The sequence below is a fragment of the Pseudomonas sp. 58(2021) genome (assembly GCF_017491585.1).
Taxonomy (GTDB): Bacteria; Pseudomonadota; Gammaproteobacteria; order Pseudomonadales; family Pseudomonadaceae; genus Aquipseudomonas; species Aquipseudomonas fluorescens_BT.
This window is the reverse complement of record NZ_JAFGYZ010000009.1, coordinates 109195-127517: the sequence shown is the minus strand read 5'-3', so window position 1 is coordinate 127517 and position 18323 is coordinate 109195. Positions and strand designations below refer to the sequence as shown.

The window sequence follows — 18323 nt, the reverse complement described above, 5'->3', positions numbered from 1 at the left end:
CAAGAAAAGGATCGCCCATGCTGAACAAACGCCACTTGCCGTCGATCACCGCGTTGCAGTGCTTCGAGGCCGTGACCCGGCACCTGAGTTTCACCCGGGCCGCCGAGGAACTGAACCTGACCCAGAGCGCCGTCAGCAAGCAGGTGGCGCAACTCGAAGAATTGCTGCAGCACTTGTTGTTCCGCCGGGTGCGCCGCCGTTTGCAGATGACCCCGGCCGGCGATCTGTATCTGGTGGAAGTCAGAAAAATCCTGACCCAGGTCGAGATGTCGACCCATTACCTGCGTTCCTACGGTGGCGAGACCGAAGTCCTGCGCGTCTCTACACCCTCGACCTTCGGCGCCCGTTGGCTGGTGCCGCGCCTCAAGGGCTGGCGCCTGCGCCATCCGTCGATTCATCTGGATCTGTGCAACGAGCAGGAGGCCGATGATCTGCTGCAAGGGCGCAGCGACCTGGCATTCTATTTCGGCCAGGGTTCACGCCCCGGTACTGAATGCCTGAAGTTGTTCGGCGAAGAGCTTGTGCCGGTCTGCGCGCCGAGCAGCCTGCCGGACACGCCGTTGACTGATCCAACGCAACTCACCGATCTGGTCCTGCTGCAGAATGCTTCGCGCCCGCAAGCGTGGCACGACTGGTTCGACAGCCAGGGTTTCCAGACCGAACACAGTTACCACGGCCCGCGTTTCGAAACCTTTTATATGTGCATCCGCGCCGCTCAGGTCGGCTGCGGCGTCGCCCTGCTGCCCAGGTTTCTGGTGGAAGAGGAATTGGCCGACGGCAAACTGGTCATTCCCTGGCAGCACGCCATGCCCAGCACCGACGCGTATTACCTGGCCTACCCGGAACACGCGGCGGAAGTGCCCAAGGTGCGGGATTTCGTGAAGTGGATGCTGGAGCAGATCGACAGTCCTGATGCGGTCTGAGGCGCTGTGCCGGGATAAAAATCGCTGGCAATCCCCACCCCGGATATGCGCCACTAGCGCCATTGATTGATACCGCGCCAATGCGCGGCCCGCCTGGAGACCCCGTTATGAGCGAGAGTGTGTTTGCCGATCGCATCGTGCAGAACCTGCTCGACACCGACTTCTACAAGCTGACGATGATGCAGGCGGTGCTGCACAACTACCCCAACGTCGAAGTCGAATGGGAGTTTCGTTGCCGCAATGCCGAGGATCTGCGCCCGTATCTGGCGGAGATCCGCTTCCAGGTCGAGCGTCTGGCCGAGTTGAGCCTGAGCGCCGATCAGTTGAGTTTTCTCGAGCGCATCTCGTTCCTCAAGCCGGATTTCCTGCGCTTCCTCGGTCTGTTCCGCTTCAATCTGCGCTACCTGCACACCGGCATCGAGAACGGCGAGCTGTTCATCCGCCTGCGCGGACCGTGGCTGCATGTGATTCTGTTTGAAGTGCCGCTGCTGGCGATCGTCAGCGAAGTGCGCAACCGCTATCGCTACCGCGAAACGGTGCTGGAACAGGCCCGCGAACAGCTTTACCGCAAGTTCGACTGGCTCACCGCCAACGCCTCGGCCGAAGAACTGTCGCAGTTGCAGGTCGCCGATTTCGGCACACGTCGCCGTTTTTCCTACCGCGTGCAGGAAGAAGTGGTGAACGTGCTCAAGCACGATTTCCCCGGCCGTTTCGTCGGCACCAGCAACGTGCACCTGTCCCGCGAACTGGACATGAAACCCCTGGGCACCATGGCCCACGAATGGATCATGGCCCACCAGCAACTCGGCCCGCGATTGATCGACAGCCAGATCGCCGCCCTCGATTGCTGGGTCCGCGAGTATCGCGGCCTGCTGGGGATCGCCCTGACCGACTGCATCACTACCGACGCGTTCCTCGGTGATTTCGATCTGTTCTTCGCCAAGCTGTTCGACGGTCTGCGCCACGATTCCGGGGACCCGGTGCTGTGGGGCGAAAAATGCATCGCCCACTATCACAAGCTCGGCATCGACCCGATGAGCAAGACTCTGGTGTTCTCCGACAGCCTGACGCTGCCCAAATCGCTGGAGATCTTCCGGGCGCTGCGGGGCCGGATCAATGTCAGCTTCGGTATCGGCACCAACCTGACCTGCGACATTCCGGGTGTCGAGCCGATGAGCATCGTGCTTAAAATGACCGCGTGCAACGGCCAACCGGTGGCGAAGATCTCCGACGAGCCGGGCAAGACCCATTGCAAAGACCCGAATTTCGTCGCCTATTTGCGACACGTTTTCCAGGTTCCTGCCGTTTCCAGCCTATCTAGCAAGGAGTGAATTCATGCAAGCCGTACAGCGTGAGATTGCTGAACAGCTCAAGGTCCAGCCGCCATTCGCCGACTACCATGCCCTTCAGGCCGAAGTCGCCCGGCGCATCACCTTCATCCAGGATTGCCTGGTCAACTCCGGCCTCAAGACCCTGGTGCTGGGCATCAGCGGCGGTGTCGACTCGCTGACTGCAGGCCTGCTGGCCCAGCGCGCCATGCGTGAACTGCGCGAGCGCACTGGCGACAGCGCCTACAAGTTCATCGCCGTGCGCCTGCCGTACGACGTGCAGTTCGACGAACACGACGCCCAGGCTTCGGTGGACTTCATCGCCCCGGACGAGCGCCATACCGTCAACATCGGCCCGGCGGTCAAATCCCTGGCCGGCGAAGTCGCAGCCTTCGAAGGCAAGCACGCGGTGTCGGTGGATTTCGTGCTCGGCAACACCAAGGCGCGGATGCGCATGGTCGCCCAGTACACCATCGCCGGCGCAGCCCATGGCCTGGTAATCGGCACCGACCACGCGGCGGAAGCGGTGATGGGTTTCTTCACCAAGTTCGGTGACGGCGCCTGCGACCTGGCCCCGCTCAGCGGTCTGGTGAAAAACCAGGTCCGGGCCATCGCCCGCAGCTTCGGCGCACCGGAATCGCTGGTGGAAAAAGTGCCGACGGCGGATCTGGAAGACCTGTCGCCGGGCAAACCGGACGAAGCCTCCCACGGCGTGACCTACGCCGAGATCGACGCCTTCCTGCACGGCGAGCCGGTGCGTCAGGAAGCGTTCGACATCATCGTCAACACCTACAAAAAGACTCATCACAAGCGCGTCATGCCGTTTGCGCCCTGAATTTCAGGCATGAAAAAAGCGTCCTTCGGGACGCTTTTTTTGCCTGCGGCTTTCTTACTTCACAACCACTGTGCCTTTCATCATCGAGATGTGGCCAGGGAACGAGCAGAAGAAACCATAATCGGTGCCGGCTGCCAGTTTCGATACATCGATGGTCAGCGAGTCTTTCTCGCCGGCGCCGATGATTTTGGTGTGGGCGATAACGCGCTCGTCACCGTCCTTCAGGTAGTTCTTGTCGATGCCGGCGGCCAGGCCGTCGGTGGCGATCGGCTGCATGTCAGCGGTCTTGCTGACCACCAGGTTGTGGCCCATGACATTCTTCGGCAGGCTGCCGGAGTGGGTCAGTTCGACGGTGAACGTCTTGCAGCTCTTGTCGATCACGATCTCCTTGGTGTTGAAGGACATCTGGTCGGTGGAATCGACGGTGGTTTTGCACTCGGCAGCCATCAATTGGCTGCTGGCCAGCGCCAGCAGGGATACCGCAACAACTTTGGAAAACATGGTGAATCTCCAAGGCAGGGTTAACAAAAACACGAGTGGTGGAAAGACTGCCTGAAATCTTCGCAAGTTCCTATGACTTGAGTCAAAAATTGTATACAACTTTCAGGCTATGACACTCATCGAAACAATCTAACAGCCAGACGTTTGGCCGGGACGTATCTTCAGAGCTCAACTCAACTGGAGCATCAGTCATGTCCCTCAACAGCCTGTTGTACAGTCTGCTCGCCGCCTACGCCTGTGGCGCCAGCGGCACCTATGAAACCCCGAAACGCGAAGTCTAGCCCTTGGATCAAGGCGTGCCAGCCATTACCCTGTGACGGATTGACCCAGGAGGAAGGCATGTCTCTCACATCCGTTTGTGTATTTTGCGGTGCCAACGCCGGCACCACCCCGGCGTACACCGAAGCCGCCATCGCCCTCGGCACAGCCATTGCCGAGCGCAAACTGACCCTGGTCTACGGCGGTGGCGCTGTCGGCCTCATGGGGATCGTCGCGGATGCCGCACTGGCGGCCGGCGGCGAAGTGATCGGCATCATTCCGCAGAGCCTGATGGACAAGGAAATCGGCCACAAGAGCCTGACGCGCCTGGAAGTGGTCGACGGCATGCACGCGCGCAAGGCGCGGATGGCTGAACTCAGCGATGCGTTCATCGCCCTGCCCGGCGGCCTCGGCACGCTTGAAGAGCTGTTCGAAGTCTGGACCTGGGGCCAGCTCGGTTACCACGGCAAGCCGCTGGGCCTGCTGGAAGTGAACGGTTTCTACAGCAAACTCACGGCATTTCTCGATCACATCGTCGGCGAAGGCTTCGTTCGCGCACCGCACCGTGACATGCTGCAAGTAAGCGAATCGCCGCAAACGCTGCTCGATGCCCTCGATCAGTGGCAGCCGACCGTCACGCCAAAGTGGGTCGACCAGAAACCCGGTTAACCCCCGGGCACCGATACAGGGCAGAATACGCGCCGCTCAACCTCACCTTCGACCCCAGAGGATCGCCCATGGCCAAACCCAATTACTCCTTCGCCAAGCGTCAACGTGACCTGGCCAAGGAACAGAAGAAAGAGGAAAAGCTTCAGCGCAAGAAACAGATGGCTGAAGAAGCGGCACTGAACCCTGACGGTGAAGTGGCGACCGATGATGATGCAATTGATGTTGATGCACCGAAAGATCAGACGCCAGACGCCTGAGCACATTGCTGAAACCTTGAACACAATCCCTGTGGGAGCGGGCTTGCTCGCGAAAGCGTCGTGACATTCATGACTGAACCATTGCTTTCGCGAGCAAGCCCGCTCCCACATTTGATCTTCATTCCTCCAATGGCAACACGGTGACGCGGACTTCCGGGTCGTGATTGCCACCGCCCAGAATCACCCCGCGCAACGGCGACACATCGGAGAAATCCCGGCCCCAGGCCAGGGTGATGTGTTCCAGTGCCGGCTGCACATTGTTGGTCGGATCGAAATCCACCCAGCCGAGCACCGGGCAAAACACCGAAACCCACGCATGAGACGCATCGGCGCCAATCAATCGCGGTTGCCCCGGTGGCGGCCGTGTCAGCAGGTAGCCGCTGATGTAGCGCGCCGCCAATCCTCGGGAACGCACGCAGGCCAGCATCAGGTGAGCGAAGTCCTGACAGACCCCGCGCCGGCGCTCCAGCACCTCGACCAACGGTGTCGCGACCTGCGTGGCCTCGGCATCGAAGGTGAATTCATCGAAGATCTTTTCCATCAACGCCTGTACGCCCAGCAGCAGCGGTCGCCCGGGCGGGAAACAGCTTTCGGAAAACTCGACAAAGCTGCGTTTCAAATGAACGTAGGGGGATTGAAACCGGTAACGGCAAGCTTCCAGCAGCTCGGTGGACAATGGCTGGCTGGTGTAGGTCAGCGAATTGCAGGTCTGCTCCCAGGCCGGGGACAGATTGAAATCCAGCGCCGGCCGCGCCAGCACCTCGACCGTCAGCCGGGCGTTGACCTGCAATTCATCGTGAGGCCGTTCGAACGCCAGGCGTGTCAGCGGATTGCCAAACACATCCTGCTCGTCACGCCGGGCGGTCGGTTCCGGACTGATCAGCAATTGCTGTTCGGTACAGCGCTGCCAGGCGCACTCACGGGGCCACAGGTGCGCCAGTTGCTGCGCCAGGGAGACCGGGCTGTCGTAGTGATAGCAGGTATCGTGAAGAATCTGGTAGTGGGCATTCATCAGACGGACACCGTGCGTTGGCTGACATCATCGACATGGGCGAAATGACGCAGGGCCAGTCGATCGGACACCTGGCCGCTGGCGTCGGCGATGTCTTGCAGCAGATCCGCCAGACCATCGAGGGCCGCGCGCACGCTGGATTCGCCGAACAGGGGGTTTTCCAGGCACCCCAGATCGAAGCGCGCCAGACGCTCGACCAGTTGCGGCAACCCGGCCTCCCGAGGCGCATCAAAATCGTCGCTCAAACGCTTGAGCGTGCGCGTCACCAGTTTCAACTGGAACAACACCGCATGGGGGTTCTGCTCGTCCAGCAGCAACAGGTCGAGCACCGGGATCAACTGCGCCACCGCCAGATAACGCGAGCGATAGGTGATGCTGCTGTTGCCCAGCTCCAGCAACCACTCAAGCCCCGCTTGATCGAACGCCCCGGCGCCGCGCAGGAAACCCGCGAGACTGCTGCTGAGAAACTGCAGGCGCTCGATCCGCCGGCCAATCATCAGGAAACGCCAGCCTTCGTCGCGGGTCATGTCGTCGAGGGCAAACCCGGACAGCGCCGCCAGTGACATCACCAGCCGATTGAGAAAATCCAGCAACTCGCCAAAGTCCGGCTCATCGGTGTCCAGCTCCGTCGCCTCGCGCTGCAATTCCACCAGCGCCTGCCAGTTCTCCCGCGAGAGCTTGCCGCGCACCTGCGACGCCGCCCACTGCAAGCGTTGCAGGTTGGAGCGCAGGCTGAACGACCAGTCCTCGCCAAGCAGGGCCGCGAGCAGGCGCTCTGGCAGCTCTCCTTCGTCCGGCAGCAGCATCAGGCGCTCGCCGAGCTCCACGGCAGCCTGCAAGGCTTGCGGATCATCCCCGTCGATGTAACGCGCCAGCATGATCCGCAGCAGCCGCGCGCTGTCGTCGCAGCGCTCGCAATAACGGCCGAACCAGAACAGGTTTTCCACCACCCGCGACGGAAGATAGGGATCGCGCCGCACCAGATCATGCACGCCGATGTTGCGCTGGGTCTTCCACTGCTCGCCGCTTGGCGGCCGGTCTCCCAGCACCCAAGTGTCCTTGCTCGCGCCACCACGCTGCATCGACACCACTTCGGCGTCGGCTTCGGCCGCCACCCGGGTCAGGCCACCGGGCAACACCCGATAACCATCATGACTGGCCACCGCATACATGCGCATGCCAATGGCACGCGGTTGCAACTGGCCGTCCTCGGGCTGCCAGATCGGCGCGTGGGACAGTTGCGCAAGTTCTTGCGCGACATAGGCATAAGGCCGGGCCTGCATGCGCTCGGCGAGACTCTGGCGCTGTTTCTCACTCAGATCACGCCCGAAAACGGGTGCAAAACTCTGGGACGGAAACGCCGGCTTGATCAGCAACTCCGGCAGTTTTTCCAACGCCTGGGCCAGCACCGGTGCCTCCCCGCACCACCAGGTGGCGATGGAGGGCAGGATCAGTTCTTCGCCGAACAAGTACTGATTGATCTTCGGCAAAAAACCCAAGAGCCCCGGCGACTCCAGCACGCCGCTGCCCAGAGCATTGGCCACCAGCACTCGGCCCTGACGCACGGCCTCGAGCAATCCGGGAACGCCCAGCGCCGAATCCGTACGCAGTTCCAGCGGATCGCAGAAATCATCGTCGAGCCGACGCATGATCGCGTGGACCCGACGCAGACCGCTGAGGGTTTTCAGGTAGACCGTGGCATCACGCACCGTCAGGTCGCCGCCCTCCACCAGTGGATAGCCGAGCTGACGGGCGAGATAAAGATGTTCGAAATAGCTTTCGTTGAAACGCCCCGGGGTCAGCAACACCACCAGCGGCGCGTCATCGTCGCAGGGGGCCTGACGGGCCAGGGTTTCCTGCAAGGTGCGGAAGAATCCGGCCAGGTGCTGCACCTTCAGATCCCGGTACAACTCGGGGAAGGCCCGGGACACAATGGTGCGGTTTTCCAGTGCATAACCGGCACCGGATGGCGCCTGGGTACGATCCGCGGTCACCCACCAGCGACCGTCCGGCGTGCGCGCCAGATCCACGGCATACAGATGCAGAAAGGCACCGTCCGGTGGCGCGATGCCCTGACAGGGCCAGAGGAAGTTGTTGTGGCCAAACACCAGTTCTGCCGGCAGCAGCCCTTCGCGGATCAACTGTTGCGGGCCGTACAGATCCGCCAGCACCGCATTGAGCAAGCGTGCGCGCTGGGCGATCCCGGCCGACAGTTGTTGCCACTCGTCAGCGGCGATCACGTGGGGCAGCAGATCCAGCTCCCAGGGACGATCCGCCCCCTTGGGATCGGCATAGACGTTGTAGGTGACGCCGTTTTCCTGAATCTGTCGGGTCAGCAGCGCCTGACGCTGCACCAGTTGCGCCGGGGTGCTGCGCTGCAATTGGTCGAACAGCCGCTGCCAGTGCGGACGCACCGCTCCGCTGTCGTCGAGCAGTTCGTGATAGGTGCCCGCCGTCAGCGGGTAGCGGTCAAGCAGGTCAGGCATGGAAAGCTCGGCAGCCAGCAAGGAACGGTCAGACTAACGCAGGCACATGACGCCCGGATATACGAAAAATCCGGGCGTCGTGCCTGATTCAGAAACGTCGTAAATCGAGTGTCATCGGTAGTTCGTCGTTCGTTTCAACATTGGGTATCGGAAGTTTCCCCGGCGTATGTCCGATGCGGAAGAAACGCGCCATGCGCCGGCTCTCCGCTTCGTTGGCGTTGACCGGCAGCGTCTCGTAATTGCGTCCGCCCGGATGCGCAACGTGGTACTGACAGCCGCCCAGCGAGCGCTGCATCCAGGTATCGAGCAGGTCGAACACCAGCGGCGCATGCACCGGGATCGTCGGTTGCAGGCAATTCGCCGGTTGCCACGCGCGGAAACGCACGCCGGCGACAAACTCGCCGACCCGCCCGGTCGGTTGCAGCGGCACCGGGATACCATTGCAGGTCAGCAGATAACGCTGCGGCGGCAGCCCCGTGAGCTTGACCTGCAAACGCTCCAGCGATGAGTCGACGTAGCGTACCGTGCCGCCCGCCGCGCCCTCCTCACCCAGCACATGCCAGGGCTCAAGGGCCTGGCGCAACTCCAGTTCGATACCGTTGACGGCGTAATCGCCGACCTTTGGGAAGCGAAACTCCAGATGCGCCGCAAACCATTCGGCACGCAGGGGGTAACCGGCGTTGTTGAGCTCGACGATGACGTCGGCGAAGTCCTGCTCGATGAAATGCGGCAGCAGGAAACGGTCATGCAACTCGGTGCCCCAGCGCGCCAGCTTCGGCGGTGCATAAGGCTCGCGCCAGAACCGCGCCACCAGTGCCCGCAGCAACAGCTGCTGAGCCAGACTCATGCGCGCATGGGGCGGCATCTCGAACGCGCGCAACTCCAGCAGACCGAGGCGCCCGGTGGCGCCGTCCGGTGAATACAGCTTGTCGATGCAGAACTCGGCGCGGTGGGTGTTGCCGGTGACGTCGATCAGCAGATTGCGCAACAGCCGATCCACCAGCCATGGCGCGCACTCTTCTCCCGGTGCGGGCATTTGCGCGAAGGCGATTTCCAGTTCATACAGCGCGTCGTTGCGCGCTTCATCGACTCGCGGCGCCTGAGAAGTCGGGCCGATGAACAGACCGGAAAACAGGTAGGACAGCGATGGATGGTTGTGCCAGTAGCTGATCAGGCTGCGCAGCAGATCCGGGCGGCGCAAAAACGGTGAGTCCGCCGGCGTCGCGCCGCCGAGCACGAAATGGTTTCCGCCGCCCGTACCGGTGTGGCGCCCGTCGATCATGAACTTCTCGGTGGACAGCCGGGTCTGGCGCGCTTCTTCGTACAGAAACTCTGTGCGTTCGACCAACTCGTCCCAGGTCGCCGACGGCTGCACGTTGACCTCGATCACGCCAGGATCCGGGGTGATGCGGAAGTTGCTCAAACGCGGATCGCTCGGCGGCTCATAGCCTTCCAGCAATACCGGGCAATGCAGCTCCTCGGCGGTGGCTTCGATGGCCGCCACCAGTTCCAGATAATCCTCGACCCGCTCCAGCGGCGGCATGAACAGGTACAACCGGCCTTCCCGGGCCTCGGCGCAGAAGGCGGTGCGGGTCAGCCAATCAGCGGACTCGTCGATCTTCGGTGCACGTTCGTCCACCGGAGCCGGCTCACGGTGATCGTTGAGCTGAGTCGTTTCGGGCAACTCGGGGAAATCCTGATTCGGATCGTTCGGATGAATGAACGGATACTCCGCCGCCTTCACCCAGGGCTGTGAACCCAACGGCAGGCGATAGCCCAGCGGTGAATCCCCCGGCACCAGCCGGCAATGCTCATCGCGCAGATACCAGCGCCCGCTCTGCCACTGATCGCCCTTGGCGGTGCGCGCCAGCGGAAGCACCTGGCCGATGACCTTATCCAGCCCCTGACTGAACACCTTGCGCAGTCGCGCACGTTCCAGTGGTTCCTCCAGACGCGAGTCTTCAGCGCTGACGTTGCTCGGCAAGGCGCCCTCGCGCCAGAGGTAATAGAAATTGTCTTCGTAGGCCGGGAACACGAAGCGTGTCGGCAGTTTCAGGCGCTCGGCGACACTCGCCAGAAAGCGTCCGGCCAGTGCGCCATCGGCGCCGTAATCCTGCTGCTCGTCGGCGATCAACGCGTTGTTGTGCCAGATCGGCACGCCGTCGCGGCGCCAGTAGCAATTGAGCGACCAGCGCGGCAGTTGTTCTCCGGGATACCACTTGCCCTGACCGAAATGCACCAGCCCTTTTGGCGCGTAGTGTTTGCGCATGCGCTGGAACAGCTCGGCGGAAAGCCGGCGCTTGTCCGGGCCGAGCGCAGCGGTGTTCCATTCGGCGCCGTCCGGGTCGTCGATGGACACGAAGGTCGGTTCGCCGCCCATGGTCAGGCGCACGTCGCCTTCCAGCAGGTCGGCATCGATCTGCCGGCCCAGGGCCTGGATCGCCAGCCACTGTTCATCGGTGTAAGGCTTGGTCACCCGTGGCGCTTCCCAGACCCGCTCCACGGACATTTCGTGGCTGAACTCGCATTCGCAAGGCTCCACCAGACCGCTGATCGGCGCCGCGGAAGACGGATCGGGACTGCAGGCCAACGGGATATGCCCTTCCCCGGCGAACAGCCCCGACGTCGCATCGAGACCGATCCAGCCCGCTCCCGGCAGATACACCTCGCACCACGCGTGCAGGTCGGTGAAATCCACTTCGGTGCCGGACGGGCCGTCGAGGCTTTTCACGTCGGCGGTCAGCTGAATCAGGTAACCGGAAACGAAACGCGCTGCCAGCCCGAGATTGCGCAGCAGTTGCACCAGCAGCCACGCCGAATCGCGGCAGGAACCGGAGGCGTGTTCGAGGGTATGTTCCGGGGTCTGCACACCCGGCTCCATGCGGATCAGGTAATTGATGTCTTCGCTCAGACGCTGGTTGAGCGCTACCAGGAAATCCACGGCCGGCAGCGGCGTACGGTCGATGGCGTCCAGATAGGCCTTGAATGTCGGCGTCAGCGGCAGGGTTTCAAGGTACGGCGCCAGTTCCTTGCGCTCATCGGCGGCGTAGGCAAAGGGGATTTTCTCGGCATAGGGTTCAAGGAAAAAGTCGAACGGGTTGAACACCGCCATCTCGGCCAGCAGGTCGACCTCGATCCGCAGCTCGGCGGTTTTCTCGGGGAACACCAGCCGTGCAAGGTAGTTGCCCTGAGGGTCCTGCTGCCAATTGATGAAGTGCTGCTCGGGGGAGACTTTCAGTGAATAAGACAAAATCCGCGTGCGGCTGTGGGCAGCCGGGCGCAGACGCACGATCTGCGGGCCGAGTTCGACAGCGCGGTCGTAGCGGTAATGCGTGACGTGATGCAATGCGACATGAATCGACACGGCGTGCCTCCTGCGAGCCCAAGCGTATTCGAAAGCGCGCAAGACTTATGCCATGCAGAGGCTTGGGCGCTTTCCCGGAATGCTCAGGGCAGTACAGCACCAAAATCGGGCGATGCGGTGAAATGGTTTGGCACAGTTGCACGCAAATGTTGCGAGGCACAACGCAGAACGCCAACCCGAAGGTTGGCGTTCTGTTCAGCTCAAGTGCGTTTTAGCGCGGTACGACCGGCTTGCGTGCCGGTTTCGGTCCCTTGCCTTTCGCGGCTTCCTTGCGCTCCTTGGCGGCCTGCTGGTTGCGGGCGAATGCCGCGGCCTTGGCCTGTTCACGCTTGTCCCAGGGATTGCCGCCGTCGCTGGCGCGCGGTGGCAGGCCGTTGTGCTGGGTGAGGATCCTGGTGGTCTTCTCTTTTACGTCCTTCGCCACTTTATGGCTGCCGGCCGGCGTCGAGTTCTTGCGACGGGCACTCTGGTAGCTGTCGGTGGCCGGTTGATGCGTCGGGATCAACTGGTGCTTGCCGGGCCCGATCAGGTCGGCGCGGCCCATGCGGATCAGCGCTTCACGCAGCATCGGCCAGCCTTTCGGGTCGTGATAACGCAGGAACGCCTTGTGCAGACGGCGCTGCTCCTCGCTCTTGACGATGGTCACGCCGTCGCTCTTGTAGGTGACCTTGCGCAGCGGGTTCTTGCCCGAGTGGTACATCGCGGTGGCGGTGGCCATCGGCGACGGATAGAACGCCTGGACCTGGTCGGCACGGAAGCCGTTGCCCTTGAGCCACAGGGCCAGGTTCATCATGTCTTCGTCGGTGGTGCCCGGGTGCGCGGCGATGAAGTACGGAATCAGGTACTGCTCTTTCCCGGCTTCCTTGGTGTACTTCTCGAACATGCGCTTGAAGCGATCGTAGGTGCCGATCCCCGGTTTCATCATCTGGTTGAGCGGACCTTCCTCGGTGTGTTCCGGGGCGATCTTCAGGTAACCACCGACGTGATGCGTCACCAGCTCCTTGACGTACTCCGGCGACTCGACCGCAAGGTCGTAACGCAGGCCGGAGGCGATCAGGATCTTCTTCACACCCGGCAACGCACGGGCGCTGCGGTACAGCTGAATCAGCGACGAGTGGTCGGTGTTCAGGTTCGGGCAGATGCCCGGGAACACGCAGGACGGCTTGCGGCACGCGGATTCGATTTCCGGGCTCTTGCAGGCGATGCGGTACATGTTCGCGGTCGGGCCGCCGAGGTCGGAAATGACGCCGGTGAAACCCGGCACCTTGTCGCGGATCTCTTCGATTTCACGAATGATCGACTCTTCGGAACGGTTCTGGATGATCCGGCCTTCATGCTCGGTGATCGAGCAGAAGGTGCAGCCACCGAAGCAGCCCCGCATGATGTTCACCGAGAAACGGATCATGTCGTAGGCCGGGATCTTTTCCTTGCCGTACGCAGGATGCGGAACACGTGCGTAAGGCATGCCGAACACGTAGTCCATTTCTTCAGTGGTCATCGGAATCGGCGGCGGGTTGAACCAGACGTCGATCTCGCCATGCTTCTGGACCAGCGCACGGGCGTTGCCCGGGTTGGTTTCCAGGTGCAGCACGCGGTTGGCATGGGCATACAGGACCGGGTCGTTGCGCACCTTTTCCATCGACGGCAGGCGGATCACGGTCTTGTCGCGAGTCATTTTCGGGCTGGCCAGGATCTGCACGACCTTGGCTTCCTGCGGGTCTTCAACCGGGCCCTTCTCCTGCTCGATCGCGCAAGCCTGAGTGTCCTGGGTGTTGACGTACGGGTTGATGATCTTGTCGATCTTGCCCGGACGGTCGATGCGCGTGGAGTCGACTTCGTACCAGCCTGCTGGCGTATCACGGCGGATGAATGCGGTACCGCGCACATCGGTGATGTCTTCAATCTTGTGACCGTAGGACAGACGCTGGGCGACTTCAACGATCGCCCGCTCGGCGTTGCCGTACAGCAGGATGTCGGCGCTGGCGTCGATCAGGATCGAGTTGCGCACGCGATCCTGCCAGTAGTCGTAGTGGGCGATGCGGCGCAGGGAGGCTTCGATGCCGCCGAGCACGATCGGCACGTGCTTGTAGGCTTCCTTGCAGCGCTGGCTGTAGACCAGGCTCGCGCGATCCGGACGCTTGCCGGCCATGCCACCCGGGGTATAGGCGTCGTCGGAACGGATTTTCTTGTCCGCGGTGTAGCGGTTGATCATCGAGTCCATGTTGCCGGCCGCGACGCCGAAGAACAGATTCGGCTCGCCGAGCTTCATGAAGTCGTCTTTGGACTGCCAGTTCGGCTGGGCAATGATCCCGACGCGGAAGCCTTGCGACTCCAGCAGCCGGCCGATGATCGCCATGCCGAACGACGGGTGATCGACGTAGGCATCTCCCGTCACAATGATGATGTCGCAGGAATCCCAGCCGAGCTGATCCATCTCCTCCCTGCTCATCGGCAGGAACGGCGCTGGCCCGAAACATTCGGCCCAATATTTTGGATAGTCAAATAACGGCTTGGCTGCTTGCATGTCGATAACCGGTGTTGGCTTTCATTGAATTTCGCGGGCGCGGAATATAGCACAAATTTTGACCAATTCCGACGGCCGTGGTCGGTTTCTCTCCCCTTTGTCCCACCGGCCACACACCGGCTCCAAAAGATGCCCTTCAACTTATTCAAGGATGAATAAAGATGCCTGCAAAACCACCGTCAAGAAGCGTAACCACCGTCGAGGTGCATAACCCGCCTTTGCGATCAAACCATGACCACCTGCCACGGCAGGACGTCTCGCACGCTATCCGTCCTGCCGAGCACAGCCTCATCAATGGACAGACATCGGACAGAATCCCGGACAGCACAGACCCGGACATGATCTCTCAAGCACCTTCGGTGAGTGTCAGCGAAACTCATTCATACCCGACCGCAATACCCGCACCACCTTTACTTGAAGCCTACAGGGTCGGCCCGAACATCCGATTGCCGGTCGCCGACGCATCAGGATTCAGAAGGTTAAAGGGCCGGCAGTTCGTCGATATGCACGATGGCAGCATCCTGCAGATCAGCCTGGATCCCGACACCGCCCTCTACCGGGCCAGACTGGGAAGTGAATCAAGGCCCTCGGGCCCGATTCTCTTCCATGATCCCGATAGCAACCGATGGCATCCGCTGATCGACTTCGAAAAGAGCCCACTCCCACTCTCCGCCAGCCGGCTGGCGACTTTCAGGACGCCTCTGGACTTCTCCGGAGCAGACCCGGACAGCGACGGCCTGCATCGTTTTGAAGGCAAGCGCTACGTCATCATCGAAAACCATGCCCATCAGGTGATGCGCGACGTTGACGCTTCATCTCCCCAGCGCAATGTCTGGCGCGTCGTCAATCCGAAGGACCCGGTCGCCGCCGACAGCGAAAATGTCTATCGCGCAAGCCGATCCGGTGAAACACTGGCCATCACCCGCAATTCCGATGGCATCTGGACAACAAGTCTGGATGGACTCAAGGGAGGCATGCGTCGTACTGCACAGACTCAGGACAGCAAAGCCTATTTGCTTCAAAAATATGAGCCCATCAGAAACGCCTTCGAGGCGTTAGTCACCTCCAACAAGCGCTATGGAGAACTCTGGGACAGTGCCCGAGATCTTCCTGAGGGAAGCCAGGCAGAGAAAGAGGCGCTGATCAGGCTTGAAGTGCACATCATCAAGCACACAAGAATGCAAGCCGAATACGTCAAGTCACTGATCGACAACAAGGACTGGTTGATCCTGCTGAAGGCCGGCGGGCTCTACAAAAGCGAACTGCATACTCAACAGTTGAACAGAGTCGACTACCTCAACAAGCTGATTGCCGCGATGGATCACAGGGCCTATCCGACCAGACATCCAATAACGGTCGAGTCGCTAAAGAGCAATTTTGCCCATCTCAACAAAAAGCTGAAGATCATGAATGACCGCCAGGATGTCATGGATCAGATTCGCAAAGCCGACCGTAGTGCAACATCAGATCTGGACGATATGAACCGTGGAGTACCCACCGTAGATCAGATCCATTCCAATCAATACAACATCTGCCTGCGCCTGATTTCCGACGACCCCGAAAATCCGTCGCCTCTCGGCATGCGCAGTGCAATGGCCTTGCACCTGTTGAAAAAGGATTTGCACGAAGTCTATGGTGACTCCGAAGCGCTGGCGCTGCATTTGACGCTGGAAAACATCAGGAGTGACAGAGCCGGGTTCGAATCTCTGGATACTTCAGCGGATCCGGTCAAGGCGCAATACGTCAGCCATGCATTGTCCCTGATGCATGTGTTCGAAACGAAAATCGACAACCGCCTGAACGCAATCCATGAACAGGTCGACAGCAACAGCCAATTACCTCTTTACGATCAGGACATCGATTTCGATTTTCTTCCGGAGCAGTCCGCTGCGGAGGCCGAGGCAACCGCCCCGCGAAAACTGTTCCGGACACGCCACCATGGCACTTACCGGGTTCTGGTGGGGGAGCAGGACACAGCAGCGGATGGCAGCATTACTCTCAAGGTTCCCGATCTTTTCAAGCCGCACCAGCCACCTCAACGCTACGAGAACATCGAAGGTGAGTGGCAACAGGTTCGCCCCGCCGTCGCGCTCACACCCAGACCACAACTTGTGAGCGACGCGACTGAATCCCTTCAACGCGTGAATGAATACGTAACCCAGGCCCGGATCATGGAAGCCCGCAAAGCCAATCCGACCAATATCGTCGAATTTTTGGGCGCAGAGACGGATCGTTTCAGGGATCTGGCGCAACGTCTGGAGGCCACTGATCGGGTGACAGAAGACGCCGAGGTCAGCGGATTGATCAGTCGGCTCAGAACCGCCGCGGCATCAATGGAGACCGAAGGACAGTCCATTCTGATACGGATGTACAAAAACAAGGATGTGCTGGATGTACTGCGCCTGAACTTCCTGCTCGATCACTCACAGCTGAAAGTCGTGAAAACGGTAGAACGCAAACAAATGGGCAAGGGAAGGGACAAGTCATTCCTCGATGTCTACTCGATCAACGACCGTTCAGACAATTCGCAGTTGTGGGAGGCCCACTTTCACTACGACAGGCAAGATCGCGCAGCGCTGGACTACACGCTCAAGGGTGCACACATGAAAACCCTGGGACAAAGCAAGCTCGGCAGCGCGTTTCAACAGCGCGAAGCACAGGCTGGCCGACCCCACCAGCGGATCTGGCGGGAACTCATCAGTCCGCGAGTTGCCCAGAAACTGTTTGATCACCTGACGTGATCAATCGCGTTACTCATCGTCATCGAAGTTGTAACTGCCCGGCGCGAGGTTTTCGAAGCGCGTGTACTTGCCGATAAAGGCAAGACGGATGAAGCCGATCGGGCCGTTCCGCTGTTTGCCGATGATGATTTCGGCGATGCCTTTGTGCTCGGTTTCCGGGTGATACACCTCGTCCCGGTACACGAACATGATCACGTCGGCGTCCTGCTCGATCGCTCCGGATTCCCGCAAGTCGGAGTTCACCGGGCGCTTGTTGGGGCGTTGTTCCAGGGAGCGGTTGAGCTGCGACAGAGCCACCACCGGGCAGTTGAATTCCTTGGCCAGGGCTTTCAGCGATCGGGAGATCTCGGAAATCTCGTTGGTCCGGTTGTCACCGCTGGATCCAGGGATCTGCATCAGCTGCAGGTAGTCGATCATGATCAGGCCGATGTCGCCGTGCTCGCGCACCAGACGCCGGGTCCGGGCACGCATCTCAGACGGGCTGATACCGGCGGTGTCATCGATGAACAGTTTACGGTCGTTGAGCAGGTTGACCGCCGAAGTCAGACGGGGCCAGTCGTCGTCTTCCAGTTGGCCGGAACGCACTTTGGTCTGGTCGATACGCCCAAGGGACGACAGCATACGCATGATCAGCGATTCGCCTGGCATCTCGAGGGAGTACACCAGCACCACCTTGTCGCTGCGCAACACGGCGTTTTCCACCAGGTTCATCGCAAAAGTCGTCTTACCCATCGACGGACGACCGGCGACGATGATCAGGTCGGCCGGTTGCAGGCCGCTGGTCTTCTCGTCGAGATCGGTGTAACCGGTGGACAGGCCCGTGATCGAGTCAGCGGTGTTGAACAGGGTGTCGATACGGTCGATGGCCTTGGTCAACAGGTCATTCACGCCCACCGGGCCGCCGGTTTTTGGCCGGGCCTCGGCAATCGCGAAGATCTGCCGTTCGGCTTCGTCGAGGATTTCCTCGGCGGTACGACCTTCAGGGTTGAAGGCGCTGTCGGCAATTTCGGTGCTGATGCCGATCAACTGACGCAACGTCGCACGCTGGCGGACGATTTGCGCATAGGCCTTGATGTTGGCGACGGACGGCGTGTTCTTCGCCAGTTCGCCGAGGTAGCCCAGGCCGCCGACTTGCGAGGTCTGACCTTCCTTGTCCAGTTGCTCGGCAAGGGTCACGACGTCGATCGGCGAGTTCTGATCGGCCAGCTTGGCGATCGCACGGAAAATCAGACGGTGGTCATGCCGGTAGAAATCGCCGTCGGAGACTTGATCGAGCACGCGCTCCCAGGCGTTGTTGTCCAGCATCAGACCACCGAGCACGGCCTGTTCGGCCTCGATGGAATGCGGCGGCACCTTCAGCGCGGCGGTTTGCAGATCGTATTGCTCGGGAGCGGAAATTTCGTTCATGGCCACTTTTTATTCAGG

General features: G+C 60.9%; 12 protein-coding genes. 6 read left to right on the top strand and 6 right to left on the bottom strand.

The window, feature by feature from the left end; all coding sequences use genetic code 11:
* Nucleotides 1-17: 17 nt before the first annotated feature.
* From J5M72_RS12690 to nadE, 3 genes are all read left to right on the top strand, one after another.
* Nucleotides 18-923 (top strand): LysR family transcriptional regulator, encoded by a 906-nt coding sequence (locus tag J5M72_RS12690; protein WP_169428630.1) that lies wholly within the window; start codon nucleotides 18-20, stop codon nucleotides 921-923.
* A 107-nt stretch (nucleotides 924-1030) separates the two neighbouring features.
* Complete coding sequence (gene pncB, locus J5M72_RS12685; RefSeq protein ID WP_169428629.1) at nucleotides 1031-2254, top strand: nicotinate phosphoribosyltransferase; 1224 nt, start codon at nucleotides 1031-1033, stop codon at nucleotides 2252-2254.
* A 4-nt stretch (nucleotides 2255-2258) separates the two neighbouring features.
* Nucleotides 2259-3086 carry an ammonia-dependent NAD(+) synthetase gene (nadE, locus tag J5M72_RS12680; protein WP_169428628.1) on the top strand — a complete coding sequence of 276 codons (828 nt, stop codon included), beginning with the start codon at nucleotides 2259-2261 and terminating at the stop codon, nucleotides 3084-3086.
* A 54-nt stretch (nucleotides 3087-3140) separates the two neighbouring features.
* Here nadE and azu read toward each other — a convergent pair whose 3' ends face one another.
* Nucleotides 3141-3587 carry an azurin gene (gene azu / locus J5M72_RS12675; protein ID WP_065258792.1) on the bottom strand — a complete coding sequence of 149 codons (447 nt, stop codon included), beginning with the start codon at nucleotides 3585-3587 and terminating at the stop codon, nucleotides 3141-3143.
* 339 nt (nucleotides 3588-3926) lie between these two features.
* On the opposite strand from azu, the gene J5M72_RS12670 reads away from it, so the two are divergent.
* Nucleotides 3927-4514 (top strand): TIGR00730 family Rossman fold protein, encoded by a 588-nt coding sequence (locus J5M72_RS12670; RefSeq protein ID WP_169428627.1) that lies wholly within the window; start codon nucleotides 3927-3929, stop codon nucleotides 4512-4514.
* Nucleotides 4515-4582: 68 nt separating this feature from the next.
* The gene (locus tag J5M72_RS12665) at nucleotides 4583-4771 is read left to right on the top strand and encodes a hypothetical protein (protein WP_169428626.1); all 189 of its coding nucleotides are present in this window, start codon (nucleotides 4583-4585) and stop codon (nucleotides 4769-4771) included.
* A 118-nt stretch (nucleotides 4772-4889) separates the two neighbouring features.
* Here the strand turns inward: J5M72_RS12665 and J5M72_RS12660 are convergent, their stop codons facing one another.
* The 4 genes from J5M72_RS12660 to J5M72_RS12645 all read right to left on the bottom strand — a co-directional run bounded on the left by J5M72_RS12660 (nucleotide 4890) and on the right by J5M72_RS12645 (nucleotide 14157).
* On the bottom strand, nucleotides 4890-5783 hold the full coding sequence (locus tag J5M72_RS12660; protein WP_169428625.1) for a transglutaminase family protein: 894 nt from the start codon (nucleotides 5781-5783) through the stop codon (nucleotides 4890-4892).
* Nucleotides 5783-8269 carry a circularly permuted type 2 ATP-grasp protein gene (locus J5M72_RS12655; protein ID WP_207865613.1) on the bottom strand — a complete coding sequence of 829 codons (2487 nt, stop codon included), beginning with the start codon at nucleotides 8267-8269 and terminating at the stop codon, nucleotides 5783-5785. The genes J5M72_RS12660 and J5M72_RS12655 overlap by 1 nt, the downstream gene beginning before the upstream one ends.
* A gap of 88 nt (nucleotides 8270-8357) precedes the next feature.
* On the bottom strand, nucleotides 8358-11633 hold the full coding sequence (locus tag J5M72_RS12650) for a transglutaminase family protein (protein WP_207865612.1): 3276 nt from the start codon (nucleotides 11631-11633) through the stop codon (nucleotides 8358-8360).
* A gap of 211 nt (nucleotides 11634-11844) precedes the next feature.
* On the bottom strand, nucleotides 11845-14157 hold the full coding sequence (locus J5M72_RS12645; protein ID WP_169428622.1) for a YgiQ family radical SAM protein: 2313 nt from the start codon (nucleotides 14155-14157) through the stop codon (nucleotides 11845-11847).
* 161 nt (nucleotides 14158-14318) lie between these two features.
* On the opposite strand from J5M72_RS12645, the gene J5M72_RS12640 reads away from it, so the two are divergent.
* Complete coding sequence (locus J5M72_RS12640; RefSeq protein WP_207865611.1) at nucleotides 14319-16898, top strand: hypothetical protein; 2580 nt, start codon at nucleotides 14319-14321, stop codon at nucleotides 16896-16898.
* 9 nt (nucleotides 16899-16907) lie between these two features.
* Here the strand turns inward: J5M72_RS12640 and dnaB are convergent, their stop codons facing one another.
* Entirely contained in the window at nucleotides 16908-18305 is a 1398-nt protein-coding gene (dnaB, locus tag J5M72_RS12635) for a replicative DNA helicase (RefSeq protein WP_085711165.1), read from the bottom strand.
* Nucleotides 18306-18323: the final 18 nt, after the last annotated feature.

What these genes read in the sequence shown, in the direction of transcription:
- J5M72_RS12690 (WP_169428630.1), top strand. Translation starts at nt 18, where the DNA reads ATGCTGAACAAACGCCACTTGCCGTCGATCACCGCGTTGCAGTGCTTC.
- pncB (WP_169428629.1), top strand. Translation starts at nt 1,031, where the DNA reads ATGAGCGAGAGTGTGTTTGCCGATCGCATCGTGCAGAACCTGCTCGAC.
- nadE (WP_169428628.1), top strand. Translation starts at nt 2,259, where the DNA reads ATGCAAGCCGTACAGCGTGAGATTGCTGAACAGCTCAAGGTCCAGCCG.
- azu (WP_065258792.1), bottom strand. Translation starts at nt 3,587, where the DNA reads ATGTTTTCCAAAGTTGTTGCGGTATCCCTGCTGGCGCTGGCCAGCAGC.
- J5M72_RS12670 (WP_169428627.1), top strand. Translation starts at nt 3,927, where the DNA reads ATGTCTCTCACATCCGTTTGTGTATTTTGCGGTGCCAACGCCGGCACC.
- J5M72_RS12665 (WP_169428626.1), top strand. Translation starts at nt 4,583, where the DNA reads ATGGCCAAACCCAATTACTCCTTCGCCAAGCGTCAACGTGACCTGGCC.
- J5M72_RS12660 (WP_169428625.1), bottom strand. Translation starts at nt 5,783, where the DNA reads ATGAATGCCCACTACCAGATTCTTCACGATACCTGCTATCACTACGAC.
- J5M72_RS12655 (WP_207865613.1), bottom strand. Translation starts at nt 8,269, where the DNA reads ATGCCTGACCTGCTTGACCGCTACCCGCTGACGGCGGGCACCTATCAC.
- J5M72_RS12645 (WP_169428622.1), bottom strand. Translation starts at nt 14,157, where the DNA reads ATGCAAGCAGCCAAGCCGTTATTTGACTATCCAAAATATTGGGCCGAA.
- J5M72_RS12640 (WP_207865611.1), top strand. Translation starts at nt 14,319, where the DNA reads ATGCCTGCAAAACCACCGTCAAGAAGCGTAACCACCGTCGAGGTGCAT.
- dnaB (WP_085711165.1), bottom strand. Translation starts at nt 18,305, where the DNA reads ATGAACGAAATTTCCGCTCCCGAGCAATACGATCTGCAAACCGCCGCG.